The sequence below is a fragment of the Pseudomonas sp. Pmew2 genome, from assembly GCF_058129885.1.
This window is the reverse complement of sequence record NZ_JBYJZP010000002.1, coordinates 80,201-105,722: the sequence shown is the minus strand read 5'-3', so window position 1 is coordinate 105,722 and position 25,522 is coordinate 80,201. Positions and strand designations below refer to the sequence as shown.

At 56.6% G+C, this 25,522-nt stretch carries 15 protein-coding genes and 5 pseudogenes; 17 read left to right on the top strand and 3 right to left on the bottom strand.

Annotated elements, in window-relative coordinates:
• Positions 1-255 precede the first annotated feature (255 nt).
• The 4 genes and pseudogenes from AC4ANK_RS29115 (at position 256) to xopAD (ending at position 9,295) form a co-directional block, all read left to right on the top strand.
• Positions 256-537, top strand: coding sequence for a hypothetical protein (locus AC4ANK_RS29115; protein WP_460384945.1), 282 nt, complete (start codon positions 256-258; stop codon positions 535-537).
• Positions 518-1,747 (top strand): IS91 family transposase, encoded by a 1,230-nt coding sequence (locus tag AC4ANK_RS29110; RefSeq protein ID WP_460382827.1) that lies wholly within the window; start codon positions 518-520, stop codon positions 1,745-1,747. Before AC4ANK_RS29115 ends, AC4ANK_RS29110 begins: the two co-directional genes overlap by 20 nt.
• 227 nt (positions 1,748-1,974) lie before the next feature.
• A pseudogene (locus AC4ANK_RS29105) lies at positions 1,975-2,265 on the top strand (helix-turn-helix domain-containing protein); the annotation flags it as partial.
• 535 nt (positions 2,266-2,800) lie between these two features.
• Positions 2,801-9,295, top strand: coding sequence for a XopAD/skwp family type III secretion system effector (xopAD, locus tag AC4ANK_RS29100; protein WP_460385256.1), 6,495 nt, complete (start codon positions 2,801-2,803; stop codon positions 9,293-9,295).
• Between the two features lie 774 nt (positions 9,296-10,069).
• On the opposite strand, the gene ptz is transcribed toward xopAD, so the two are convergent.
• Together ptz and AC4ANK_RS29090 are read right to left on the bottom strand one after the other, a co-directional pair.
• Positions 10,070-10,774: an adenylate dimethylallyltransferase Ptz gene (gene ptz / locus AC4ANK_RS29095; protein WP_031598371.1), complete on the bottom strand. Its 705-nt coding sequence runs from the start codon at positions 10,772-10,774 to the stop codon at positions 10,070-10,072.
• Between the two features lie 113 nt (positions 10,775-10,887).
• Entirely contained in the window at positions 10,888-11,502 is a 615-nt protein-coding gene (locus AC4ANK_RS29090) for a hypothetical protein (protein ID WP_134937633.1), read from the bottom strand.
• 530 nt (positions 11,503-12,032) lie between these two features.
• Between AC4ANK_RS29090 and AC4ANK_RS29085 the strand changes: the two genes are divergently transcribed.
• The 12 genes and pseudogenes from AC4ANK_RS29085 to AC4ANK_RS29030 form a co-directional block, all read left to right on the top strand.
• Complete coding sequence (locus tag AC4ANK_RS29085) at positions 12,033-12,296, top strand: hypothetical protein (RefSeq protein WP_460385255.1); 264 nt, start codon at positions 12,033-12,035, stop codon at positions 12,294-12,296.
• Complete coding sequence (locus AC4ANK_RS29080; protein WP_460382827.1) at positions 12,277-13,506, top strand: IS91 family transposase; 1,230 nt, start codon at positions 12,277-12,279, stop codon at positions 13,504-13,506. The genes AC4ANK_RS29085 and AC4ANK_RS29080 overlap by 20 nt, the downstream gene beginning before the upstream one ends.
• Positions 13,507-13,976: 470 nt before the next feature.
• On the top strand, positions 13,977-15,353 hold the full coding sequence (locus AC4ANK_RS29075; RefSeq protein ID WP_002556044.1) for an MATE family efflux transporter: 1,377 nt from the start codon (positions 13,977-13,979) through the stop codon (positions 15,351-15,353).
• Positions 15,354-15,433: 80 nt separating this feature from the next.
• On the top strand, positions 15,434-16,621 hold the full coding sequence (gene iaaL / locus AC4ANK_RS29070) for an indoleacetate--lysine synthetase (protein ID WP_031598440.1): 1,188 nt from the start codon (positions 15,434-15,436) through the stop codon (positions 16,619-16,621).
• A gap of 462 nt (positions 16,622-17,083) precedes the next feature.
• Positions 17,084-17,836 (top strand): annotated as a pseudogene (locus AC4ANK_RS29065) (IS91 family transposase); the annotation flags it as partial.
• 214 nt (positions 17,837-18,050) lie between these two features.
• Positions 18,051-18,323, top strand: a pseudogene (locus AC4ANK_RS29060) (Tn3 family transposase); the annotation flags it as partial.
• Positions 18,324-18,479: 156 nt separating this feature from the next.
• Entirely contained in the window at positions 18,480-19,229 is a 750-nt protein-coding gene (locus AC4ANK_RS29055) for an IS5 family transposase (protein ID WP_460382697.1), read from the top strand.
• A gap of 152 nt (positions 19,230-19,381) precedes the next feature.
• Entirely contained in the window at positions 19,382-19,708 is a 327-nt protein-coding gene (locus AC4ANK_RS29050) for a hypothetical protein (RefSeq protein WP_460385254.1), read from the top strand.
• A 126-nt stretch (positions 19,709-19,834) separates the two neighbouring features.
• A complete protein-coding gene (locus AC4ANK_RS29045) occupies positions 19,835-20,263 on the top strand; it encodes a GntR family transcriptional regulator (protein ID WP_460385253.1) in 429 nt (142 codons plus the stop codon).
• 409 nt (positions 20,264-20,672) lie between these two features.
• Entirely contained in the window at positions 20,673-21,491 is an 819-nt protein-coding gene (locus AC4ANK_RS29040) for a hypothetical protein (RefSeq protein WP_460385252.1), read from the top strand.
• A gap of 682 nt (positions 21,492-22,173) precedes the next feature.
• Positions 22,174-22,467 carry an HU family DNA-binding protein gene (locus tag AC4ANK_RS29035; protein WP_002556165.1) on the top strand — a complete coding sequence of 98 codons (294 nt, stop codon included), beginning with the start codon at positions 22,174-22,176 and terminating at the stop codon, positions 22,465-22,467.
• A gap of 511 nt (positions 22,468-22,978) precedes the next feature.
• Positions 22,979-23,743: pseudogene (locus tag AC4ANK_RS29030) on the top strand (IS110-like element ISPsy16 family transposase); the annotation flags it as partial.
• A 170-nt stretch (positions 23,744-23,913) separates the two neighbouring features.
• On the opposite strand, the gene AC4ANK_RS29025 reads toward AC4ANK_RS29030, so the two are convergent.
• On the bottom strand, positions 23,914-24,663 hold the full coding sequence (locus tag AC4ANK_RS29025) for an IS5 family transposase (protein ID WP_460382697.1): 750 nt from the start codon (positions 24,661-24,663) through the stop codon (positions 23,914-23,916).
• Positions 24,664-24,951: 288 nt separating this feature from the next.
• Between AC4ANK_RS29025 and AC4ANK_RS29020 the strand changes: the two are divergent.
• A pseudogene (locus AC4ANK_RS29020) lies at positions 24,952-25,494 on the top strand (recombinase family protein); the annotation flags it as partial.
• Between the last annotated feature and the right edge of the window lie 28 nt (positions 25,495-25,522).

Below are 25,522 nucleotides of genomic sequence, written 5' to 3'. Positions count from 1 at the left end.
GCACCTAGGCTCAGCGGTAAAATAAACTGTGTTAATGCGGATTTATAGGGATTTTCACTGCATAAGTAACGCATCAGCGTCTTCCTACGCATCGCTATGAAGGCATGACGCCTCCTTCACAGCGTCAGGTTCATGCATAGGCATTTTGAAATTCCTATGCATGAACTGGGCAGCCTGCGGCTGCAAATTGTGGGATTTTGAAATCGGTTATCATAGCCAAAATTGAGTCGATCCCTCCTCAGCACAGGCTTACACATGGCGTCAGAGACAAAAAAACGTAAACGGGCAAGCCGGGCAAAAGCCAAGGCAAAGCAGACCCGTCTCCAACGCGCCGGGCATACCACCTTCGTTCCCGATACCGACTTTTCCTTCGATGTCGATCCTTTGGGTGATGTCGATCTTTGTAGTTGCTGCCAGACAGCGTATCTGAACGACAGGTTTCCCGACGCTTCTTGCGTAAGCGTTTCGATGAGAGAAGGGCCAGGCGGATTCGCCATCACCGCCGTCATTCACCACGATGAGGAGCCATCCTGCTGACGTGGCCTCTGCACCGCCTGCTTACAAACCTCGACCGCTCAAAAACCTCTTCACGGCCAACGGCTGCTGGGCAGATTTGCTGGAAGCCGGCGGTCTGCGCCAAATCGAAGTGGAGTCGATCAGCAAAATGCTCGCCTGCGGCACCTCGATACTGGGCGTCAAACACTACACCTGTGGCAATGAGCATTGCCCACACGTCAAATACCTGTGCAACACCTGCCATTGCCGGGCCTGTCCTTCCTGCGGCAAAAAGGCCACCGACCAGTGGATCGCCGTGCAAAACAACCGTCTGCCCGACTGCCCCTGGCAGCATCTGGTGTTCACGCTGCCCGACACGCTGTGGTCCCTGTTCTTCTACAACCGCTGGCTGCTCGATGCGCTGTTTCGTCTGGCGGCCGATAACCTGATCTACACCGCCAAGCGGCGCGGTTTGCGCGTCGGGATTTTCGGTGCGCTGCACACCTATGGCCGGCGGCTCAACTGGCATCCCCACGTCCACCTGTCGGTGACCGCGGGCGGCCTGGATGAGCAGGGCGTCTGGAAAAATCTGTCGTTCCACAAAGAGGCCCTGCGGCGGCGCTGGATGTGGCTGGTGCGCGATTACCTGCTGGGACAGCCGCTTTCGCAACTGACGATGCCGCCGCAGCTGGCCCACATCCACTGTGAAAGCGACTGGCGCCGTTTGATACTGACCGCTGGTGGCCAGCACTGGCACATCCACTTGTCGAAGAAGACGGAAAACGGCCGAAAGACCGTCAATTACCTGGGCCGCTACCTGAAAAAACCGCCGATCTCGGGCAGTCGTCTGGCGCATTACACCTGCGGGGCCACGTTGAGCTTTACCTACCTGGATCACCGCACGCAGACCTATCAGCAGGAAACGCTGAGCCAGGCCGACATGCTGCGCCGGGTGGTCCAGCACATCCCGGAAAAGCATTTCCGGATGATCCGGTATTTTGGTTTTCTGGCCAATCGGGTGTGTGGGAAATACCTGCCGAAGGTGTATGAAGCACTGAAGATGGCGACGCCAGGACCGGTACCAAAGCTGTATTTTGCGCCGATGGCCAAAGCCTTTCTAAACGTCGATCCGTTCCGCTGCGTGCTGTGTGGCGCGCGGATGGTATACACGGCAGCGATCAGCGGGCTGACGGTGCAGGGACTGGTCCTCAACGCTCAGGCGATCGCGCAGATGAGGTACGTGAAGCCCTGACAGGGGGTGTAAGCCGGAACCCCGGAAAATTCCGTCGGAAAACGTCACCAGAGCGGTTTACGGCTGCTTTTGCTATCCGACACGGTTTTCCGTACATGTTTTGGCCGCTCAATCAAACAGTTTTCGGCTTGGCGACGTCGCAGCCGGAAAATAACTGTTTGGCGTCAATCCGCACCAGTACTGGCTTCTCGCCCATGACGGAAATTTCTGGGATTCCGGCTTACAACCCCAAGGTGGTGTTGCAAGGCGTACAAGACATGCTGTTGCGTGTGGCCTTGCAAATAGCGCGTGACGACTTCGAGGACCGGCGAGAGCGACAGCGCCAAGGCATCGACTTGGCCAAGGGCGCCGGTCGATACGCTGGGCGTAAACCGGATACCAAAATGCATGAACGGGTCATCGCTCTTAAAAGCGGTGGGTGTAGCATTGCGGAAACTGCAAGGCTGGCCGGGGTCAGTGTCAGCCAGGTAAAGCGTGTCTGGGCACAGAACCAGGCTAAAGTTAAGGTCCGAATGTAGCAAGAACCCTCGTTTTCACGCACGGTCTCCCGGGCGTCGCGCGTTTGATGTTTCGTTGCTCCCTGATATGCCACCCACCGACGTTTAAAAGCTTTGGCGTTGGCCCACGTTCGCAAGGAACCGAATCCGTCCAAAAGGCCACACAACGCGACACTTTTAATGAAAATTCGGTGGCTACATAACTTCAGCGTCAGCGGTCAAAACCCTCTTTCTTTAAGGCAACGCTGCAAAAATAGCCAACCGCTCAGCAGGCCCGGCAAGAGGCTGGCTCGCTCATTACACAGCCGCGCAGAGACATCACTGCAGTTCGAACGCGAGGCGTGAAGCGGCCAAACGGCACCTTGGCTGGACGCGCCACTGAGGTGGCCATGTTGGAGGAGCGGATCCTCGCTCAAATATCAGCGTCGGTACGAAGATCAGGTGCAAGAGCTAAAGGTCGTATTGCGTCAGTAAACAACGCCTTGACCGCCAAGAACCACGGCCCAGTGCAACTCAACCGTGACAACGACTACGTTCGGATGGACTAATTGCAGGCATGAAAATCCCCAACGTCAATCTAAACGCATTGAGCACAAACCGGTCTTTCAGTGAAGAGGACCAGCTCAAGCGGACCGGGGATCAGCCGGAAGCCAGTACCGGCACCAGTTGCAATGAGCGGCAGCCGGCCAAACGGCGACGGGTGGAGCAGGATGAACCTGGAGCCGGTGGCCGCGCACGGGACAGGGACGCTCGGCAACAGCCTGCCATTCACGCGCACTTGCGCAACGATATCACCGACCGACATCGTACCAAGTCCGAGCGGCCCCATGACAGAGCGCCCGCTGACGTCAGTGCATCGTCATCGCATCGTAGGCCACAAAGAACAACGCATGGCTGGGAGGCGCGCTTGGCCGAACACACGTTCGACCGGGCGGCAGGAAAACGACCTCGGGAAGAGCGAGAGCCGTATCGGCAGCCAAAGCGGCCAATGCATGACTTGGAGTGGACGGCGGCGGATCTTCACCAGGCCGAACATCAGCTCGATCCAGCTGCAAAAGAGCAGCTGCAGGAACAGCGAGAGCAGTATCGGAAATGGCTGAGTGCCCCCAGCCGAGTACCTCAGAACCACAACGCTCGCTTGTGCGTGTCGGTGGCAAAGAAAAACGCGCTGGCGCGTCACATCAGTTGCGGGCTGGCGCTGCCTTTCCTGGATGAGAACGTCAACGCGCAAACCAATGCGCAGTGGCTCGACAAATACCTTCTGATGATTGCCAATGCAAGGCGGGCCACAGGGGCAGGCGTAACGCATAGCGAGCTCGATCGTTGCACGGAGGTTGCGGCGCAGTATCTCTGCAAGACCAAGTGGTTTGACGGTGCATCTCTGACGCAGCTGGCCCATGTGGGCAACAAGCTGAGCAAGCACCCAAACCAGCAAGCGTGCATGGATGCAATCGCGTGGATCGCCGGACAGCTCAATCAGGCAGATGATTTATCGGGACTGGATGGCCGCCACTCAGTCCTACTCCTGAACGCCTTCGCCAAGAACTTCAACAGCGGCAGGTGTGAACGCGCGGTGGCTCGTCTGGCACGTCACCTGCAACGTAACCATCCTGCCCGGTCGTCGCTGGACGCGCAGAACATCGGCCTGGCACTTAATGCCTTCAGCAAGTGGCCCGACAATCCGGACTGCCAATCCATGGCGTACTTGCTTGCTGATATGCTCGCAAGCAAAAGCCGCTTGCGTCATGCGATGGATGGGCAGAGCGTCGCGAACGCGCTCAACGCCCTGAGCAAATGGCCCGACACGCCGGACTGCGCGGCGGCCGTCAAGGTACTGGCCTCGCAACTGGCCAACAATCGCGAGTTACGCAACGCCCTCACCCCGCAACACATGGCCAACACGCTCAACGCCCTGAGCAAATGGCCCGACACGCCGGACTGCACTGCCGCCGTCAAGGCGCTGGCCTCGCAACTGGCCAATGATCGCAGCTTGCGTAATGCCCTCAAACCGCAAGAACTGGGCAACGCCCTCAACGCCCTGAGCAAATGGCCCGACACGCCGGACTGCACTGCCGCCGTCAAGGCGCTGGCCTCGCAACTGGCCAATGATCGCAGCTTGCGTAATGCCCTCAAACCGCAAGAACTGGGCAACGCCCTCAACGCCCTGAGCAAATGGCCCGACACGCCGGACTGCACTGCCGCCGTCAAGGCGCTGGCCTCGCAACTGGCCAATGATCGCAGCTTGCGTAATGCCCTCAAACCGCAAGAACTGGGCAACGCCCTCAACGCCCTGAGCAAATGGCCCGACACGCCGGACTGCACTGCCGCCGTCAAGGCGCTGGCCTCGCAACTGGCTAATGATCGCAACTTGCGTAACGCCCTCAAACCGCAAGACGTGGCCCACGTGTTGAACGCCCTGGGCAAATGGCCTGGCACGCCGAATTGCACTGCCGCCGTCAACGCACTGGCCTCGCGGCTGGCCAATGATCGCGATTTACGCAACGCCCTCAACCCGCAAGACGTAGCCCACGTGTTGAACGCCTTGAGCAAATGGCCTGACACGCCGGACTGCGCGGACGCCGCCAGCGCACTGGCCTCGCGACTGGCCAACAATCGCGAGTTACGCAACGCCCTCACCCCGCAAGAACTGGCCAACGCGCTCAACGCCCTGAGCAAATGGCCCAACACGGCGGACTGCACTGCCGCCGTCAAGGCGCTGGCCTCGCGACTGGCTAATGATCGCAACTTGCGCAACGCCCTCAACCCGCAAGAACTGGCTAACGCGCTCAACGCCCTGTGCAAATGGCCCGACGTGGACGTTAGCCAGGCCTCCGCTGACGCCTTGGCCTCGCGACTGGCCAATGATCGCGAGTTACGCAACGCCCTCAGTCCTATCGGCGTGACTCAAGCACTCAACGCCTTGAGCAAATGGCCCGAACGTGCGAACTGCGAGAAGGCCACCGATGTCTTGGCAGGCAGGCTGGCGGAGGACAACGATCTGCGACAAGCCATGGATGGGCACCACGTGGCTGTGTTGCTCAATGCACTGAGCAAATGCCTCGGAAGGCCGGCGTGTCATCCGGCAGTGTTGCTGCTCGCCGAACGCGCCGGCTCGGCAGAGTTGCCGTGGCAGCAGTTCGAGATGGGTGAGCTCGCCATGGTGGCCAACGCGATGTCCCGTCTGCTGCACCTGGATGAGGAACAGTTCCAGATTTTGGGACGCGCCAAACTGCTGGCAATGGCCGGGCACCTGGAGCTGCACCGTGAGCGTTTTGAGTCTGCCTCCGCGCAAGACATTGGTATGCTCTTCAAGGCCCTTTCATCGGCGCAACTCCATCGCCAGATGCGTCCGCTGGCGCGGTCGGCCCTGGAGCGGGTTGCGGTGCTCGCGCAGGACGACGGATTACGGGAAACCAACCTTGAGGGTCTCGGCAGCCTGTGCATGGGATTTTTGCCGTTGATCCGCAGCCCAGAGTTGACCTCTCGCCATCGGGGGCACGCATTGCGCGTGTTCAATACGTTGCAGCCCATCATCGAGCGCAAGATCGACTTGTACCTTACCGGCGGTGTCCCGCCGTCTTCGACCGACCTCGAACAGTACGCCACTCGATGCCCGGCGCTGACCTTCTTCCAGGTGCTCAAGGCTTACAGCATGGTGAGCCGGCAATGCAAGCCGCGCCACATCGAAGGCTCGCGCCAGGAAATTCGCCAACGTCGCGAAGAGTTGGGGAAATGGGTTGACAGGACGCTGGAGCGGACACGCGAGGCCATCGAGGAGGACCTCGGCGAGATGAGCTGGAACTTGATCGCGCAGATCGAGGCCGGTGACATCGTATTTGACGCCTTGGACCTGCGCCTCGCGAAGGAAGCGAAGAAGATTACGCAGGCCCATCCACCGAGCCAGTTCGACCTTGACACCGGGCGCCTGAGCATGCGGTCGGAACCCGGCGAACCCGTCACGCCGGCACCCGGCAACGGCAGCACGACCCACATCGTGGTCGATCTGCGTGGCAAGGAAGTGTCGACCAATGCGACCGAAACGAACAAGCCGTACTCGCTGTTTACACGGCTGACGGGCTTGCCGCTGGTGGAGGTCCAACTGCCTGGGGCGATTTCGACGTTCATGCTCGCGCGTACGCTCACCTACCAGGACGAACCCTGGCGCTTTGACATGTTCGGCGGCAGCCGCGCCACGCGAGGCAACACGAGTCGCCCCGCCCAGTTGCTGTCCGGCACATCCGGAGCACCGTCGCTGCTGCCGGCAATGCGCTATACAGACACCGCGCCGGGCAGTAGCCTGATGCAGCTCATCGCCAAGCTTGCCCCGCAGCGCGAAGACTGGTCGCGGATGCAGCGCTCGCTACTAGAGATGGTGCCGACCGATCACGTCATTGAGGGCACACTGCGTCTGGGATTTTTTGAAGACGTCAGCGGCCCTGCGCACCCGTTCAAGCCAACAGCACCGGACGGGCATGCATTGGCGCTGTGCCCCAACGATGGTTGCGGCTTCCTGAAGCTGGAGGTGGCACTACGCATACCGGCCTTCCGTGAGTACTTCTCTGCCTGGCAAGCAGTGCAGGCCGGTGAGGCCAGCCAGAAGCAGCGTGACCTGATTGCCAAGGATAAGGGACCCACGCGGCTGGCACCGCAGGCGCTGCAGCACTTCCCACGTGACGAGGCGGCACTGCAGGAGGCGCGCGAGGCGATGCAGAGCCGGTTGCAGGCGCTGCCGTCGGAGTTGAGTCAACTCACGTTGTACGAACTGGCCACCAGCGGCGGCTACCAGGGCCAAAGAGTCAGGGCGGTGCCTGCTGCCGACGACAAGGTGCACCTACCGAGCGAGCGCAGCCAGGCCTTCGACGCCGCAGGCGGCGCCTTGCTGATCGGCAAGCCGCCCTACGACAAGGAGAACCTGCTGCCCGTGCCGGAAGAACGCGTCGCGACAGTGGCGCAGAGCGACGCCACCGCCGAATTCCTCTCGCAGTCCTTTGGTATCCAGTACAGCTACACAGGCTTCGACGACAGATCGGGCAGCGATGCCGAGATGCTGCACAGCAAGGGCATGCTCATCGTGGTGCCATCAAAGAACTGGCCAGCCAATTTTGCGGACATGGATCTGGCCTGCTCGAAGGAGGACCTCAAGACCTTATCGCGCTGGACGACCGGTCGCGACCGCAGTGCCGTGCCGCAGGACATGCTCAGCACCGGCAGCCTGCGGCTCAAGGACATCGTGGAGCCCGGACGCATGGGCGCACTGCCTATCCCGGAACTGCGCAAGCGCAACATGGACACCGACGGCGACGACGCGTTCGTGTACGCGGGCTACCCCAAGCTGGCCGCGCTGATTTCGCGCGAGATGGCTGATCGCGAGGTACGCCGCGGCCAGCCACGTTCCTTCAAGCCGCCGAAAACGGCCACGCCGGCCATTGATCCTGACAACGGCCATTACCAGGCGGGGCGGCTGTCCGAGATCATGTCTCTGCAACGTGGAGGCCAGATCATGGGGGCGGCCAGCACCTTGGCAGCGCGCTTCATGGCGCAGCCTGACCACCTGCGTGAGGCAATGGCGCGCAATATGATGTTCGGCACTTATGACGGCATTGAGCGCGACCTGCGTAACGGTCTACGTGTAGCACTCGACGGCAAAGCCAGAGATCCTCAGGTGTTGACGGAACTGCGCAACCAGGCATACAACGCCATCGGGCGCGCCCACCTGCCCGAGGCACGTGAAGCCGCCGAGCTCCTGCATGCACAACTGCTTCGACTGGAGCCGGGGGCATCATCGCGTGCCGAAGTGCCGGATGCGCTGGGCGAGGCCTTCCCACGCCTCGCCCAGGCGTACCTTGCTGCGCCTGATACTGAGGCACGGATTCACGCCATCATCGACAACTACCCGGTGTGCAGGCTCTCGCACGCGCAGTTCCCGGCCGGGCAACCGGGACTCATCCCCGGCGAGCCGGAACTGAGCATGCGCAACCTCTTCACCATCGCGATCAAGGTGGGCACCGATGCGCTGAAGTCTGACACCGGCACGGCGCTGTTCGCCAAGATCGTGGAGTCGTGCGAACGATCCGAGCGAGGGTTCGCTGATCGGGTTCGCAGCGTACCGTATGGCAAGGTGACTGCTCGGGCCATGCATGATGGTCGCTTCGACGCCGAGCAGACCCAGGTGGACCTGCAGAACATGCCGACGATGGCTGCGGGCGTCATGCAAGACGCGCTACACTCGCTGCGGCAAGCAGGCCTGATCGACCCACCGCCACCGCCCACCGAGCGCCTGCGCGCTGTGCAGCCAGAGGACATTGCGCTTGAGGCGCAGAACTTACTGACGCGTGCTCGCGAGATGGAACCCAGGGTCACTCACATGCTGAGGCGCGTCGCCGAGTCCCATGCTGGGCAACTGGCGGGCATGGACCATCAACTGAAGTCGGTCGGCTCGTTGAAAGAAAAGCTAATGCAGCAGATGGCTTTGAAAAACAAGACCCTGGAAGATGCCGTGGCCGGCGTGAACGACGCGCTGCGCTACAGCGTGGTACTGGATCCGCAGCACTTCACCGCTGGCTTGCGCGGTGTGCTGGCCTCGCTGGACGATCAGGGCCATGTGCGCGTCAAGCTGAACAACCTGTTTGCCAAGCACCGGCCAGCCTTCAAAGCGGTCAATGTCACGATGCGCAGTCCCGAAGGTGCGCTCTGGGAGATCCAGTTCCACACGCCCGACACCTTCAGGCTCAAGGAGCAATTCCATGATCTTTACAAGCACAGCCATGCGCTGCAGCTTCAGGGCGCCCCACTGACTGACCAGCGAGAAGTGCAGGCGCCCGCGCAAGACGCCTTCAGACTTGTGCCTTCGCCGCCAGAGTGCAACGAGATCGACGATTGGGAGGAAGAGAACGTTCCGGCCTTGGCAATCACGGTTCCGGCTTTCAAATCCCAACCAAACAATCGCAAAGACGCCGCAAAATTCCGTGCAGGCGTGAGCAGCACACCGCAAGTGGCGCTGTCACAGCAGAGGGCGCCAACGCGATTCAATGCAAACGCATCGCCGGAATAAATCTTTCGACGTTGCTGCTGGCAAGCAAGAGTCGCTTACACCTGTATTCAACAAGATTCAGTCCTCCACCCCAATAGCGCTTTTGTCTCTTTAGGCTCTAGATTTTGTGAAAGTACTATATTAAAAATGAAAATCAACCCTATTTGTAGCGGCTCGCGTTTGAAAACACGCGTGCTCGCAATCAGCGCCTTTTTGGGCTCAGATTATTTGCGTGTATCCGGTGCAGCTGGCTCAGATTAACTGCATCCCAGCTCACGATATTTGCGACCAGCTCAAATTGCAGGTTGCCCGGCTCACGCTTTTTGCAACTGAATGTGAGTGCAGAAATTCGTGGTAATACACATTTTCTGGACGTTGAAATATGTACAGATTTACTGGACTCGGTCACCCCAGCCCTACCATGCCTGCGCCTAGAGCGCGGTTTTTGTCCAAAAAACCCTCGTTTGTTGGACGTGCTAACCGGTGCTGGTTCAGTTGCAGCTAATGTGAGCCGGAAACGATGGAATGCAAGTCGATGCGGCTGAATGCAAGCTCGCTCGCAGTTAATCTGAGCCGAAAATTGCGCTGATTGCGAGCACGGCTGTTTTCGATTTCAAGCCGCTACATCTAGGCTCCCCAGCCAGGCCGACATGCTGCGCCGGGTGGTGTGGCAGGGGTGCAGCCAGATGGCTGCACCCTATGCCGATTGAAAGCATGACGCCTCCTTCACAGCGTCAGCTTCATGCATAGGCATTTTGAAATTCCTATGCATGAACCTTTGCAGTCTTATCCTCCTTACCGTGTACTACGTTCAGCGAGCCACTCCGCAGGGAAATCGCGCTCTTGCCATTTAGCATGCTCATAGTATTCTAATGCTATTCCATTAATGAGTTCCTCTTTCATATCACCAGTCATCACATTCAGAAGTTGAGTGATACTGAGGCGACGCGCCTGAGCATAGTTCATAATATATCGATATCCGTCAATATCTTGTATAGCGAGTTTAGCATTAAGGTCTGACTGAGCCGCAACCAACTCGTCTAACAACCCCGTGGTTTCTGTAGAGCCTACAAGCATACGCCTAACGCGTGCTTTGGCTTTATCCATGAATACATCGGTATCTTGCAATCTCATTCTATGCTGGCTCCATATAAATCTATCGCACCAGTATGGGTCTTTAGAAATAAGCTTCAACAACGAAATCGACCCCCCCTCAAGAATAACCCCACCACTATCTATATGTTTATTTACTTCCAACTTGAGCCTGTCATTAGCTTCTTCTGCACTTATAACCCCTTCAGAAATGCGACGATTATCTAAGTATATACGCCGCGTTGATTGTAGCTCTTCAGGATGCGGCCGCCCACTACCTGTGGCAATATCGAAACAGCACTGAACCCTATCCAAGACTATGACTGGCCAACCAGTACTCTTTGATAACTTAATAGAATGCTCGGTCTTTCCGGTACAAGTAGCACCCCATATTAAATATATTTTCATCCGCACCTCCTAATCAGGCGAGTTTGCAAAAAAAACTATCCGTTTTTTGAAACACAAGCTTGGCTGCCCCCTCCCAACATTATACCCAATCTAAAACTCTAGCCAAACTAAATTCAACATTCACTCGCAAACCGTGCCAACCGTAAAGAAACATGCTCGGAAACTCCTTCCCTCCAACCAGAAGAAAAGAGCATTCCACTTTTACAGTTCGACTTTTCTTCTGGACCGTTCCATTCAACTTGCGCTTGCGCTTTGCACTGATCTAGAATGTGATAATCCGAAAAACAATTACTACTAGTATAAAGCAGACAGGTCCGATTACTCAAGTCGGCATAGCGATTAAAGTGTCTTGCTGCTCTAAAAACCAGGTCACGGCTGGCATGTGGAGACAGATACAAGCAGATTATATCGCTCCTGCTTGATATTAAGGCTGCCTGCCTAATACATTCGTCTTTATACAAAACCAACCCTCTATTCGTTCCTGGAATTATATACCTATGAGGCCTTGTAATCAGAGGCGATAAGATTGAAGCAGAAGTTGATTCTAACTCTGCCAGGCTCAGCATATTATTTAAAATGAGAAACTCAAGATCTTCGAAACTCAATGCTTCGGTAAGTGCCAGCCATTTGAATAAGCCTTGCCCAGTATTACGATCCAAAACTCCACCTCCACTAGCTTGAGCGATAAATCTTATCTTTATCGCCTTTAGAAAAGTATGGTTCGCCATGATCACTGCCCAAACCACAAACGGTATGACTGGGCAAGATCTAATTTAATGTTATGTGGTATTTTCCAGACATAAAGTACTGGGGCCGATGTTTTTTCAAAGTCAGAAATGGGAAGGCCAACTTCTTGCAGAAATTCTCCGAGAATGAGCGCTCCAATGCATGCAATTGAAAGCTTCATAAGAACATTCCGTGCCTTTTTTCGGGGAGAAAGTTAATTTTTTCTAATTTCAACTTGTCTTCTCTCGGGATTTTTAGGGAGACGCTGAACAATTAACCCGTTCGCACCGTCCCCATTCTCAAGCCGGTTTTTTTCAACCTGCCGGCCTTATTTTACGTTTCTCGGGCAGATTTCTGCCCTCATTTTGCTGAAAGGCGGGCCAGTCCCGCCTTTCAGACGGATTTATCCTGCCGCCTGTTGCAAATACCGCTTGGCCAGCATCAGATTGGCCAACCCAAACAAATTGTGGGATTTTGAAATCAGTTATCATAGCCGAAATTGGGTCGATACCTCCTCAGCACAGGCTTACACATGGCGTCAGAGACCAAAAAACGTAAACGGGCGAGCCGGGCAAAAGCCAAGGCAAAGCAGACCCGTCTCCAACGCGCCGGGCATACTACCTTCGTGCCCGATACCGACTTTTCCTTCGATGTCGATCTTTGTAGTTGCTGCCAGACAGCGTATCTGAACGACAGGTTTCCCGACGCTTCTTGCGTAAGCGTTTCGATGAGAGAAGGGCCAGGCGGATTCGCCATCACCGCCGTCATTCACCACGATGAGGAGCCATCCTGCTGACGTGGCCTCTGCACCGCCTGCTTACAAACCTCGACCGCTCAAAAACCTCTTCACGGCCAACGGCTGCTGGGCAGATTTGCTGGAAGCCGGCGGTCTGCGCCAAATCGAAGTGGAGTCGATCAGCAAAATGCTCGCCTGCGGCACCTCGATACTGGGCGTCAAACACTACACCTGTGGCAATGAGCATTGCCCACACGTCAAATACCTGTGCAACACCTGCCATTGCCGGGCCTGTCCTTCCTGCGGCAAAAAGGCCACCGACCAGTGGATCGCCGTGCAAAACAACCGTCTGCCCGACTGCCCCTGGCAGCATCTGGTGTTCACGCTGCCCGACACGCTGTGGTCCCTGTTCTTCTACAACCGCTGGCTGCTCGATGCGCTGTTTCGTCTGGCGGCCGATAACCTGATCTACACCGCCAAGCGGCGCGGTTTGCGCGTCGGGATTTTCGGTGCGCTGCACACCTATGGCCGGCGGCTCAACTGGCATCCCCACGTCCACCTGTCGGTGACCGCGGGCGGCCTGGATGAGCAGGGCGTCTGGAAAAATCTGTCGTTCCACAAAGAGGCCCTGCGGCGGCGCTGGATGTGGCTGGTGCGCGATTACCTGCTGGGACAGCCGCTTTCGCAACTGACGATGCCGCCGCAGCTGGCCCACATCCACTGTGAAAGCGACTGGCGCCGTTTGATACTGACCGCTGGTGGCCAGCACTGGCACATCCACTTGTCGAAGAAGACGGAAAACGGCCGAAAGACCGTCAATTACCTGGGCCGCTACCTGAAAAAACCGCCGATCTCGGGCAGTCGTCTGGCGCATTACACCTGCGGGGCCACGTTGAGCTTTACCTACCTGGATCACCGCACGCAGACCTATCAGCAGGAAACGCTGAGCCAGGCCGACATGCTGCGCCGGGTGGTCCAGCACATCCCGGAAAAGCATTTCCGGATGATCCGGTATTTTGGTTTTCTGGCCAATCGGGTGTGTGGGAAATACCTGCCGAAGGTGTATGAAGCACTGAAGATGGCGACGCCAGGACCGGTACCAAAGCTGTATTTTGCGCCGATGGCCAAAGCCTTTCTAAACGTCGATCCGTTCCGCTGCGTGCTGTGTGGCGCGCGGATGGTATACACGGCAGCGATCAGCGGGCTGACGGTGCAGGGACTGGTCCTCAACGCTCAGGCGATCGCGCAGATGAGGTACGTGAAGCCCTGACAGGGGGAAGGTGCGTCCGCACCTAGGCTCAGCGGTAAAATAAACTGTGTTAATGCGGATTTATAGGGATTTTCACTGCATAAGTAACGCATCAGCGTCTTCCTACGCATCGCTATGAAGGCATGACGCCTCCTTCACAGCGTCAGGTTCATGCATAGGCATTTTGAAATTCCTATGCATGAACACAGACATTTTCTCATGGGACATTGAGGTGGTGCCTTGCTTCATTTTCAAGCAAACTAACATAGCGCATTTTAACCGAATGCCATTGTCCGGCGTACCCCCCTGTACGAAAGTCGGGGAGTGTGGTTCATGCAAGGCAAAAAAGGCGAGGAAGCGGTTTCTACGGATTGTAAATGAGTGTTCTGAGCTTGTTTTAACGCATTATCACGGAGCTTAGCCACTTTTCATACAGAGCTTCAGTGATGCAATGCCGTGCTCTTCTGAGATCAGTGAGAAGATAAGGATCAATGGTAGTTATCAAAGCAGTCTTCACCAGGGGTTCGGTGTTGCGGCATGTTGTGTTCATGACCAGCACCAGTGCGACCAGCCTGCTGTCGATCTTTCTGATCGAAGTGCTGACCGTGGTTTACATCGCGATGCTGCGTGACGACAGTTTGTTGGCTGCGTTCGCTATAGCCAAAACCCTGCTGTTCTTCCTCATTTCGATGATTCTTGGCATAGCCGTGGCGGTCTCGACAACCGTTTCGAGAAGCCTGGGCAGCGGCGTGCCGGATCAAGCCAGACGCCTCGCCAGTAGTGGTGTGCTGCTTGCCAGCATGGCTACTGTTTGTGGCGCTGCGCTTGAGCTAGTAGTTCTCGATCAAGCCATCCGCATGTTGGGCGGAGAGGGCAACAGTTTTACCGCGGCGCGTGAGTATCTGTGGCTAACCCTTCCGGCTTCGGTGCTGGTCGCTGTCGAGCAGCTATGCGTGCAGATCCTGCGCAGTGCAGGCTTCGGCAAACAGGCGATGTGGACCCTGCTGACGGCGACGGCCGCCGTTGCCATCGCAGATCCGCTGCTTATTGTGGTGTTCGATCTGGGCCTGGTGGGTGCCGGCATCGCCTACCTGATATCGAGCCTGGTATCGGCCTGTCTGGGGTTTTACTACGTTCACCGAGTCGCCCATCTGACCTGTCGGGTCAGCCTGAAGAACCTGTCAGGTGACATCAGAAATATCGGGCGAACCGCCTTGCCAGCGGTGATTGGCAACCTGGCAACTCCAGTGGGCATGGCCTACGTAATGGCTGCGATGGCGCCGTTCGGATCTCAGGCGCTGGCGACTATCGGGGTGATCGACAGGGTCATTCAGGTTGCTTTTTGTGTCGTGTTCGCCTTGCCCGGTGCGCTGATCCCGATACTGGGGCAAAACCTGGGCGCAATGAACACTGCTCGCGTGTCGCAAGCCATAAAGATGACGTACGGATTGTTGATCGGCTACGGCTCAGTGACCTCGCTGTTACTCATTCTGCTCGCTGAGCCATTAGCCAGCTTGTTTCATGTCGCCGGTGAAGGCCAAGTCGTGTTCTTCGCGTTCTGCCGATGGGGCGGCGCCCTCTGGACGCTCATCGGGCTGCAATTCATTGCCACCTCAGTCTTCCTCAGTATGGGGCGACCGGCGTACGTCACACTGTTCGGCTGGTTGCGCGCCAGCCTGGGAACCATGCCGTTCGTGTGGTATGGGGCACATAAATTTGGCAGCGTCGGGGTAATGCTCGGGCAGTTGCTGGGTAACACCATAGTGGCCTTTTGTGCCTGCTGGCTCGCGCATCTGCTCATGAAAAAGATGTTGGACATCGAGATCCATTCAATAGGGAACCGATCCCTCCACAGGAGTAACTCATAATCCACGTTTTGCCCACCCTTGGCTGTCGTCAGGTGGGCAGGATGTCCAGGAAATCAAAAAACGGACTATAGAGGACTCGCATGACTGCCTACGATATGGAAAAGGAATGGAGCAGAATTTCCAGCACTGCCGCTAAAATCCACCAGAACAACGATTTTGAAGGATTCACTTATCAGGACTTCAGAACCCACGTACCGATCATGGACAAAGACGGCTTCGCGGCACAGACTGAACGCTGTCTAGAGCGCAATGAGCGAAACTGCCTGATCGGCTTTACCAGTGGCACTAGCGGCAACATCAAACGCTGTTATTACTACTACGACTGCGAAGTCGATGAAGACAGCTCCCTCTCCAACGTCTTCCGCAGCAACGGCTTTATTCTGCCCGGTGATCGCTGCGCCAACCTGTTCACGATCAACCTGTTTTCTGCTCTGAACAACACGATTACCATGATGGCCGGTAACTGCGGTGCTCACGTCGTGTCCGTAGGTGACATCACCCTGGTGACCAAGAGCCATTTCGAAGCGCTTAACTCGATCAAGCTCAACGTACTGCTCGGCGTGCCATCCACTATCTTGCAGTTCATCAATGCCATGCAACATAACGGTGTGCACATCAATATCGAGAAGGTTGTCTTCACCGGCGAGAGCCTGAAAACTTTCCAGAAGAAAATCATCAGGCAAGCCTTTGGCGAACAAGTCTCCATCGTCGGTGTGTATGGCAGTTCCGAGGGCGGCATTCTCGGTTTCACCAACAGCCCTTGCCACACTGAATACGAGTTTCTGTCCGACAAGTATTTCATCGAAAAAGAAGGCGACAGCATCCTCATCACCTCGCTGACCCGAGAAAACTTTACGCCGCTGCTGAGGTATCGCCTAGGAGACACCGCAACCCTTTCGATGAAAGGCGACAAGCTCTACCTGACAGACATCCAGCGGGAGGACATGAGCTTCAACTTCATGGGCAACCTCATCGGGCTGGGCATCATTCAGCAAACGATTAAACAGACACTGGGCCGATCGCTGGAAATCCAGGTTCACCTGTCAGTGACCGAAGAGCGCAAGGAACTGGTGACCGTTTTCGTTCAGGCCTCTGAAGTCGATGAAGACGAACGCGTCAGAATCGAAACAGCCATCGCCGATATCCCCGACATCAAAGAGGCGTATCAGAAAAACCAAGGCAGCGTGTCGGTCCTGCGCAAGGATGCCAGAGACTACGCGGTCTCGGAGCGAGGCAAAATGCTCTACATCATCGACCGCCGAAACTGAATGGCTGATGTGAACGAGTGAGTAGCTGCACCGACGGGGCCTTTGGCGGTGTCGGTGCAGTTTTTTAGAGGATTCGGAAGCGCCAGAGGTCAGAGTCCACGAAACTGGAACTGGGCAGCCTGCGGCTGCAAATTGTGGGATTTTGAAATCGGTTATCATAGCCAAAATTGAGTCGATCCCTCCTCAGCACAGGCTTACACATGGCGTCAGAGACCAAAAAACGTAAACGGGCGAGCCGGGCAAAAGCCAAGGCAAAGCAGACCCGTCTCCAACGCGCCGGGCATACTACCTTCGTGCCCGATACCGACTTTTCCTTCGATATCGATCCTTTCGGTGATGTCGATCTTTGTAGTTGCTGCCAGACAACGTATCTGAACGACAGGTTTCCCGACGCTTCTTGCGTAAGCGTTTAGATGAGAGAAGGGCCAGGCGGATTCGCCATCACCGCCGTCATTCACCACGATGAGGAGCCGCCCTGCTGACGTGGCCTCTGCACCGCCTGCTTACAAACCTCGACCGCTCAAAAACCTCTTCACGGCCAACGGCTGCTGGGCAGATTTGCTGGAAGCCGGCGGTCTGCGCCAAATCGAAGTGGAGTCGATCAGCAAAATGCTCGCCTGCGGCACCTCGATACTGGGCGTCAAACACTACACCTGTGGCAATGAGCATTGCCCGCACGTCAAATACCTGTGCAACACCTGCCATTGCCGGGCCTGTCCTTCCTGCGGCAAAAAGGCCACCGACCAGTGGATCGCCGTGCAAAACAACCGTCTGCCCGACTGCCCCTGGCAGCATCTGGTGTTCACGCTGCCCGACACGCTGTGGTCCCTGTTCTTCTACAACCGCTGGCTGCTCGATGCGCTGTTTCGTCTGGCGGCCGATAACCTGATCTACACCGCCAAGCGGCGCGGTTTGCGCGTCGGGATTTTCGGTGCGCTGCACACCTATGGCCGGCGGCTCAACTGGCATCCCCACGTCCACCTGTCGGTGACCGCGGGCGGCCTGGATGAGCAGGGCGTCTGGAAAAATCTGTCGTTCCACAAAGAGGCCCTGCGGCGGCGCTGGATGTGGCTGGTGCGCGATTACCTGCTGGGACAGCCGCTTTCGCAACTGACGATGCCGCCGCAGCTGGCCCACATCCACTGTGAAAGCGACTGGCGCCGTTTGATACTGACCGCTGGTGGCCAGCACTGGCACATCCACTTGTCGAAGAAGGGGTCGCCTCAGAAAACGGATTTTAAAGTACGCTAAGCGATTTCACTCGTCGTAATGGTCAGAATTTCCCCGCGCTGTTGCCGCTAAAGCTGGATTTCTCCATCAGTGAAAGCTCTGCGCGCAGATTAATGTTGCTTCAGCGGCTATGGCATAGATTAGGGAACTTGCTTGGGGGGAACTGACCCGGCCAAATGACGACATAGCTAGCATGATTGCAGGACTGAACAAGGGCGAAGCGCGCAATGCGCTGGCCAGGGCTGTCTTCTTTAACCGGCTGGGCGAAATCCGAGACCGTAGCTTCGAACAGCAACGCTACCGTGCCAGCGGCCTCAACTTGGTGACTGCTGCAATAGTGCTGTGGAACACGGTTTACCTGGAGCGGTCCGCAAACGCATTACGCGGACATGGCACCGCTGTCGATGAATCGCTGCTGCAGTACCTGTCGCCGCTGGGCTGGGAGCACATCAACCTAACTGGTGATTACCTGTGACGCAGCACCGTCAAGGTGGGTGGAGGAAGATTCCGGCCATTACGACGACTGAAATCGCTTAGGGTCTGTTCCCGTTTCGACGTAACCCATTGATCTCTATGAGAACAGGCCCGTATTGTTGGAGTTCTCACACAACACCAATACGAGCCTGCAATGCCCCGATTAATGCTCAGTGATGAGCACTGGCCGAAGCTTCGAGAAATTTTGCTGCACGAATCGATCTACAACAAGCGAGATTTGCGCACCACGGTTGAAGGCATGCTGTACCGCATGCGTGTGGGTTGCCCTTGGCGAGACCTGCCGAAAGCGTTTGGAAACTGGAGCAAGGTCTACAAGCGGTTCAATGCCTGGTCTGCTTCAGGCAAGTGGGTCAAGGTGCTTGAGGTGCTGATGACCGATCCTGACATGGAGTGGGTTTTCATTGATGGCAGCTATGTAAAGGCTCATCAGCACAGTGCAGGTGCTGCCAGCACGCAGGACCAGGCCATCGGAAAAAGCCGAGCCGGTAACACCAGCAAGATTCACCTGGCTGTAGACGCTTGTGGGCTGCCCATTGCATTTGACGTGACCGGAGGCCAGACCAATGATTGTTCGCAGGCGGCCTCGTTGATTGCCAAGATGCCCAATGCAGAAGTGATCATTGCGGACAAGGGCTACGACACTGAAGCGATACGCGCTCAGGTCGAGCAGCAAGGCAGCAAAGTGGTGATTCCACGAAAGCGCAATTCTCTGAAAGGGAACGCAGATCTGGACAAAGGGTTATATCGCAATCGACATCTCGTAGAAAACGCCTTTGCCCGGTTGAAGCATTTCCGGGCGGCGGCTTCTCGGTTCGACAAACTCAAGAGAAACTATGAAAGCGTCATAGCAATGGCCTGCGCTTTTCTGTGGCTGCCAATGTGAAACGGGAACAGACCCTAGCGTACTTTAAAATCCGTTTTCTGAGGCGACCCCAACCAGCAACGGGCCAGACAGCCCCGTCCAGGAGCAAAGCCATCGAGGGCACGCTGATCGAGCATGGGGAAGCACCGTATCAGCACAATGATGACAACCAGATGAGCTACTTCGTGACGCTCAAGCCCGAGGGCGGTAAGCCCCGCACGGTGTGGGGCGTAGGGCTGGAAGAGGCCATGAACGATTCGAATCTGAAGCAAGGCGACCAGGTACGGTTGCAAGACCTGGGCACTCAGCCTGTCGTGGTGCAGGTCATCGAAGAGGACGGCACTGTCACGGACAAAACGGTCAACCGCCGCGAATGGTCAGCGCAGCCGGTCGCGCCTGAACGGGAAGTGGCCGAGACCACGCCCAAGGGGCAGGCCGCAGCCGCCGGCACACCGGAGCTGTCATCCCCGGATGAAGAAGACGGCATGAGCATGGACTGAGCCGTTTGGATAAACCACCTCCTTGCCTGGAGGTGGCACCCAAGAAATCACCCCTCAACCCTGTGCAGCGCCGAGTCCGGCGCACTGGCGCAGGGTTCTGTTCGCATGCGCAAAAAGGAGAAGTAAATGAGTATCCGCAGAACGCAAAAGCTGCACGCGCAGCACGTGCTTGAAACCATTGCCCTCGGCATTGCACAGCCTGTAGCGCTGCCCCGCGCGACGATAGAAGAAGCGCTTCGCGAAGCCATCATGGACGGACGACTTGAACCAGGTGAACGGCTTGCGCAGCAAGCCATCGCCAATGCCTTCCAGGTCAGCCGTATGCCTGTGCGTGAAGCGCTGCGCTCGTTGGAGACCCAGGGTTACATCGCCGCGCAGTACCACAAAAGCTACCTGGTCACGAACGGCCATGAGCCGCCCCAGTACGGTCACCTACCCGGCTTGCTGAGGTGCGTTGCAGAGGGCCATAAGAGACTAGCCGACCTCGAATCAAAAGTGGCCTTTGAAAACGAAATCCTGCGCGTCCTGGGCCAGCTGCGCCCCACCCCGTGCTGATGGGTGGCCTAGCTTATTGAAAGCAACGGATTTTGTAACGCGAAAAGCGAGTCTCCCATGCTACTATCCGGCACAGTTTTATTTGCAGGAAAGCGACGATGTAGATTCACAAATTGCAGAAACCAAAAAGCCCCGCTTGCCGGCGGGGCTTTTTGGAAAATCTTGAACAGGCCGTTTGCTTGCGGAGTACCTGTTCAACACACATAACGTGAGCTGATTATGGCGTTCACTGAGGCTTTGTGCAAGCCGTCAAAAGTGAAGCCTTCAGTTCACCGCTGAACGGTGGACTTATGGAAAAGATTCTTCAGCAGGCTGTGCCCCTTCTAAAGGCAGACCTGTACCCCCAGCATCACCAAAACCTGACACGGTTTACCGTAGCGCATGGCCTTCATGGCCAAGGCGGTGAAGCATGAGGCACCTCAAGGCCGTCAGGCTCTCCCCTTCTGACCCTCACTCTGCTTTACGTCGCCCCGGTCGGGCAAAGCCTGCCCGTTACGCGGCTCCCCGTCACCTCTCTGAACAACAGCTTAAAAATCCCCTGATCCGCTCGGCCTATGAGCGCCTGAGCAACATGGACAGCTACCGGGGCCAATACCTGCGCCGCCTGGATGGCGTTCACGGAGATCGGCGTACCCGGCGAGAGAAGTTTCTGGCCATCGAGCGCGTGGCCGAGCAGCTGCTGGTGCGCCTGGACCTGGCCACCAGCGTGCTGGGCTACATCGACCCCGACAATGGCCGTTATGTGCTGAACACTCAGTGTGGCATTGCCGAGGATGCCGGTATCTCGGCACCGGCGCTGTGTCGCCTGATGAAAACCCTGGATGATGCGGGGTATGTGTACCGCCGTATCGAGCGCATTCGCCTGGACGAGAAGGACGATAACGGTCTGCATCTGGTGCGCACCCGCGTCCTGATCCGCTTCACCAAGCTTTTCTGGAAAGACCTTGGCTTGGCCTATGTTCATGAACGCGTGCAGAAGTCGGCCAGGAAGCGTCGCGATGCTCAGCTGCGCGACATAGGGCAACAGCGCTTGGCGGACATGGAAAAGCACTCTCTGGAACTCCAGCGCCGTGAAACGTCGCGTCAGCGCTGGCAGGCCAAGGAAAATCGGGAGGCGGGCGTACCGGATACGCAAGATGTCGCGGACTCCAGCACATCGCCGCCAGTGAGCAACACCGTGTCCAGTGCGCTGGATAGGCTCCTGGCGTCGAGGAGCAAAAAAGCCTAACAGGCCCCCACTTTGTCCGAAAACTGCATCCGCTCACGCGGAGGCATTGTCACGCCTGCGTTTTAAGGGAGGTGGGTGACCCTATGGCCAGGCACCACAATGACCGCTCGACGGCGCTGGTTGTGCCGTTTTTTGGCTGTGCCAATAGCTCTTTTTGGCCACGCCGGAGGTGGCGCACTGGCGGGTTTGAAATAAATGAAATTTTATCCCCCCTTCAGTTTCCCCTTTCAGGAAAAACAGGGATTTACGCGGTGGAAACCCACCTCATAAAGCAGTAATGCACGCGCAAGTCGTGCCTTCGGCACGGCGCGTATGTCTGCGCCTATACGTCAGTGAAACAGCCTGTCTAAGCGGCCCAGGGCGATGAAACTGCCCTGCCCTGGCCTGCGGCCACCCTGCGGGCGCTAAGACCCGGATAAATCGGCCTGGAACGGCAAGCCGCCCCAGTCCTCAACCGGGCGCGTGTGCGCGCAGGCTGCTCAAATAATTATGCGCATGGCAAATCGCTCTTTGCCTTCAATGAAGGCATGCGTTTTGCGCAGTTGGTCTGCGTTGACAACGGTGTGGCACATCAACATCCGCGATAAATTAGGGCTGCTACTGAAGGGCGTGGCTCTTGCGGGCCCCAAGCCGACCCCTTACTCTGCAATCCAAATGAATTTGATCTGGAAGGAACACCACCATGGCTCTGACGAAAGACCAATTGGTTGCCGGTATTGCAGAAGCTATCGATGCGCCAAAAACCACAGCGCGTAAGGCTCTTGAGCAATTGGGACAGATCGTTGCCGACCAACTGGAAAGCGGTGCAGAAATCACTCTACCGGGCATCGGCAAATTGAAAGTGGCAGAGCGTCCAGCACGCACTGGCCGCAACCCTTCGACTGGTGCCGCCATCGAAATCGCTGCCAAGAAAGTCGTCAAGTTCGTCTCGGCTAAAGTGCTGAACGATGCGATCAACAAGGGCGGCGTCTCATAGAAGGGGTTGCACGCCGGAACCGCCGAAAATTCCTTCGTTAGTTGCTCGGGTGTAAACTCACTCAGAGATAAATGGAGAAAATCCTTATGATTGATCGTTCATGCATAGGAATTTCAAAATGCCTATGCATGAACCTGACGCTGTGAAGGAGGCGTCATGCCTTCATAGCGATGCGTAGGAAGACGCTGATGCGTTACTTATGCAGTGAAAATCCCTATAAATCCGCATTAACACAGTTTATTTTACCGCTGAGCCTAGGTGCGGACGCACCTTCCCCCTGTCAGGGGTTGTAAGCCGGAATCCCAGAAATTTCCGTCATGGGCGAGAAGCCAGTACTGGTGCGGATTGACGCCAAACAGTTATTTTCCGGCTGCGACGTCGCCAAGCCGAAAACTGTTTGATTGAGCGGCCAAAACATGTACGGAAAACCGTGTCGGATAGCAAAAGCAGCCGTAAACCGCTCTGGTGACGTTTTCCGACGGAATTTTCCGGGGTTCCGGCTTACACCCCCAAGAACGATGCCGCAGATGCTGCCGCGATCTGTGAGGCAGTGACCCGACCCAGCATGCGGTTTGTCCCTGTTAAAGACGAGCATCAGCAGGCCACTCTTTGCCTTCATCGAACCCGCCAGGGATTCATCGAAGAACGCACCTCTACGTACAACCGACTGCGCGGATTACTTTCTGAATTCGGCGTGGTCCTGCCACAAAGCCCAGAGCGATTGAGAAAAGAGATTGGTCCCTGTCTGGACACCTTGCCTGGCTGGGCAAGACGGTGCATGAGTGAACTGTTGGAGCACACCAGCCATATCGAGGATCGGCTGGTGGAACTTGATCGAGCCATCAATCAGATCGCTCGCGAAGATGATCGTAGCCGTAGGCTGCTGCAATTGCGTGGGGTTGGCTCGACCACTGCAAGTGCTTTAGTGGCCAGTATTGGAGATGGGCACGACTTCAGAAACGGACGCCAAGTGGCTGCCTGGCTCGGTTTGACGCCAGGCCAATACAGTAGCGGCGGCAAGCAGCGCCTGGGGAGTATCACCAAAGCCGGGGATGCCTATTTACGCAGTCTACTGGTGCTTGGAGCTCGATCTGTCATGGCCAACCTGGGCGATAAGCAAGACCCTCTCAGTCGCTGGATCCGCAACCTCATGGAGCGACGGGGTTACTGGCGTGCGGCCGTGGCGATTGCCGCCAAGAATGCGAGGATGGCCTGGGCCGTTCTGCATTACGGCGACACGTTCAAGCCTGAACAGGCAGAACCAACGGGCGCGTAAACACCAGAGGTCATGACTGATCACCTTGTAAGGCGTTAGGGCGAGGATCATGAGCGGATAAAAGGATCAATGTGCACTGCCGTCGTTGATGTGAAGCGGGTTGGACCTGCGTGGGGGATACCTGAAAAATCGTATGGGAAATTCAGTCCCGGTTAGGGTCTGTTCCCGTTTCACATTGGCAGCCACAGAAAAGCGCAGGCCATTGCTATGACGCTTTCATAGTTTCTCTTGAGTTTGTCGAACCGAGAAGCCGCCGCCCGGAAATGCTTCAACCGGGCAAAGGCGTTTTCTACGAGATGTCGATTGCGATATAACCCTTTGTCCAGATCTGCGTTCCCTTTCAGAGAATTGCGCTTTCGTGGAATCACCACTTTGCTGCCTTGCTGCTCGACCTGAGCGCGTATCGCTTCAGTGTCGTAGCCCTTGTCCGCAATGATCACTTCTGCATTGGGCATCTTGGCAATCAACGAGGCCGCCTGCGAACAATCATTGGTCTGGCCTCCGGTCACGTCAAATGCAATGGGCAGCCCACAAGCGTCTACAGCCAGGTGAATCTTGCTGGTGTTACCGGCTCGGCTTTTTCCGATGGCCTGGTCCTGCGTGCTGGCAGCACCTGCACTGTGCTGATGAGCCTTTACATAACTGCCATCAATGAAAACCCACTCCATGTCAGGATCGGTCATCAGCACCTCAAGCACCTTGACCCACTTGCCTGAAGCAGACCAGGCATTGAACCGCTTGTAGACCTTGCTCCAGTTTCCAAACGCTTTCGGCAGGTCTCGCCAAGGGCAACCCACACGCATGCGGTACAGCATGCCTTCAACCGTGGTGCGCAAATCTCGCTTGTTGTAGATCGATTCGTGCAGCAAAATTTCTCGAAGCTTCGGCCAGTGCTCATCACTGAGCATTAATCGGGGCATTGCAGGCTCGTATTGGTGTTGTGTGAGAACTCCAACAATACGGGCCTGTTCTCATAGAGATCAATGGGTTACGTCGAAACGGGAACAGACCCTAGCGAACGAGGCCCTCACGTGCGTCTTTCATCAGGGTCCGAGCGATCAGCTCAAGATGACCGTTTGTAGTACCGCAGTCCTTCACCTTCTTACGTCGATCCGGCATATGCAGCGGAGTCAAACAGAAACTATTGGGCTTGTGCTCAATGGGGAAGCCCTTGTAGTACGATTTTTTCCGAATTCTGTAGGCTCCCCTACTACGTAGCTGCGGTCTATCGCGAAAAAGCATCGGGCGCTCGATCCGACCGTCCCGAGCTGTTGCGCATGATCGAGGACCTGCAACCAGGTGAAGTCGTCATCGCAGAGAAGATCGACCGAATCAGCCGTCTTCCCTTGATCGAAGCAGAAAGGCTTGTGGACGCGATCAAGGCTAAGGGCGCACGCTTGGCGGTGCCCGGCATCGTCGATTTATCGGAATTGGCCGAGGCATCCAGTGGCGTCGCCAAGGTGGTGTTGCAAGGTGTACAAGACATGCTGTTGCGTGTTGCACTGCAAATAGCGCGTGACGACTTCGAGGACCGGCGAGAGCGACAGCGGCAAGGCATCGACTTGGCCAGGAGCGCTGGTAGATACAGAGGACGTAAGCCGAATGCTAAAGTGCATGAACAGATCATTGCCCTTAAAGGCGGCGGGTGTAGCATTGCGGAAACTGCGCGGCTGGCGGGGGTCAGTGTCAGCCAGGTAAAACGTGTGTGGGCACAGAACCAAGCTAAGGTTAAGATCGGATACTTGGGGTGAGGGCGCGCCGAAAACCGCAAGTGAGTAT

Excerpts from the sequence above, each read along its gene's own strand:
- AC4ANK_RS29050 (WP_460385254.1), top strand. The coding sequence starts at position 19,382 with ATGAGCTACTTCGTGACGCTCAAGCCCGAGGGCGGTAAGCCCCGCACG.
- AC4ANK_RS29040 (WP_460385252.1), top strand. The coding sequence starts at position 20,673 with ATGAGGCACCTCAAGGCCGTCAGGCTCTCCCCTTCTGACCCTCACTCT.
- AC4ANK_RS29075 (WP_002556044.1), top strand. The coding sequence starts at position 13,977 with ATGGTAGTTATCAAAGCAGTCTTCACCAGGGGTTCGGTGTTGCGGCAT.
- AC4ANK_RS29115 (WP_460384945.1), top strand. The coding sequence starts at position 256 with ATGGCGTCAGAGACAAAAAAACGTAAACGGGCAAGCCGGGCAAAAGCC.
- AC4ANK_RS29035 (WP_002556165.1), top strand. The coding sequence starts at position 22,174 with ATGGCTCTGACGAAAGACCAATTGGTTGCCGGTATTGCAGAAGCTATC.
- AC4ANK_RS29085 (WP_460385255.1), top strand. The coding sequence starts at position 12,033 with ATGGCGTCAGAGACCAAAAAACGTAAACGGGCGAGCCGGGCAAAAGCC.
- AC4ANK_RS29055 (WP_460382697.1), top strand. The coding sequence starts at position 18,480 with ATGCCCCGATTAATGCTCAGTGATGAGCACTGGCCGAAGCTTCGAGAA.
- AC4ANK_RS29025 (WP_460382697.1), bottom strand. The coding sequence starts at position 24,663 with ATGCCCCGATTAATGCTCAGTGATGAGCACTGGCCGAAGCTTCGAGAA.
- ptz (WP_031598371.1), bottom strand. The coding sequence starts at position 10,774 with ATGAAAATATATTTAATATGGGGTGCTACTTGTACCGGAAAGACCGAG.
- AC4ANK_RS29090 (WP_134937633.1), bottom strand. The coding sequence starts at position 11,502 with ATGGCGAACCATACTTTTCTAAAGGCGATAAAGATAAGATTTATCGCT.
- AC4ANK_RS29110 (WP_460382827.1), top strand. The coding sequence starts at position 518 with ATGAGGAGCCATCCTGCTGACGTGGCCTCTGCACCGCCTGCTTACAAA.
- xopAD (WP_460385256.1), top strand. The coding sequence starts at position 2,801 with ATGAAAATCCCCAACGTCAATCTAAACGCATTGAGCACAAACCGGTCT.
- AC4ANK_RS29080 (WP_460382827.1), top strand. The coding sequence starts at position 12,277 with ATGAGGAGCCATCCTGCTGACGTGGCCTCTGCACCGCCTGCTTACAAA.
- iaaL (WP_031598440.1), top strand. The coding sequence starts at position 15,434 with ATGACTGCCTACGATATGGAAAAGGAATGGAGCAGAATTTCCAGCACT.
- AC4ANK_RS29045 (WP_460385253.1), top strand. The coding sequence starts at position 19,835 with ATGAGTATCCGCAGAACGCAAAAGCTGCACGCGCAGCACGTGCTTGAA.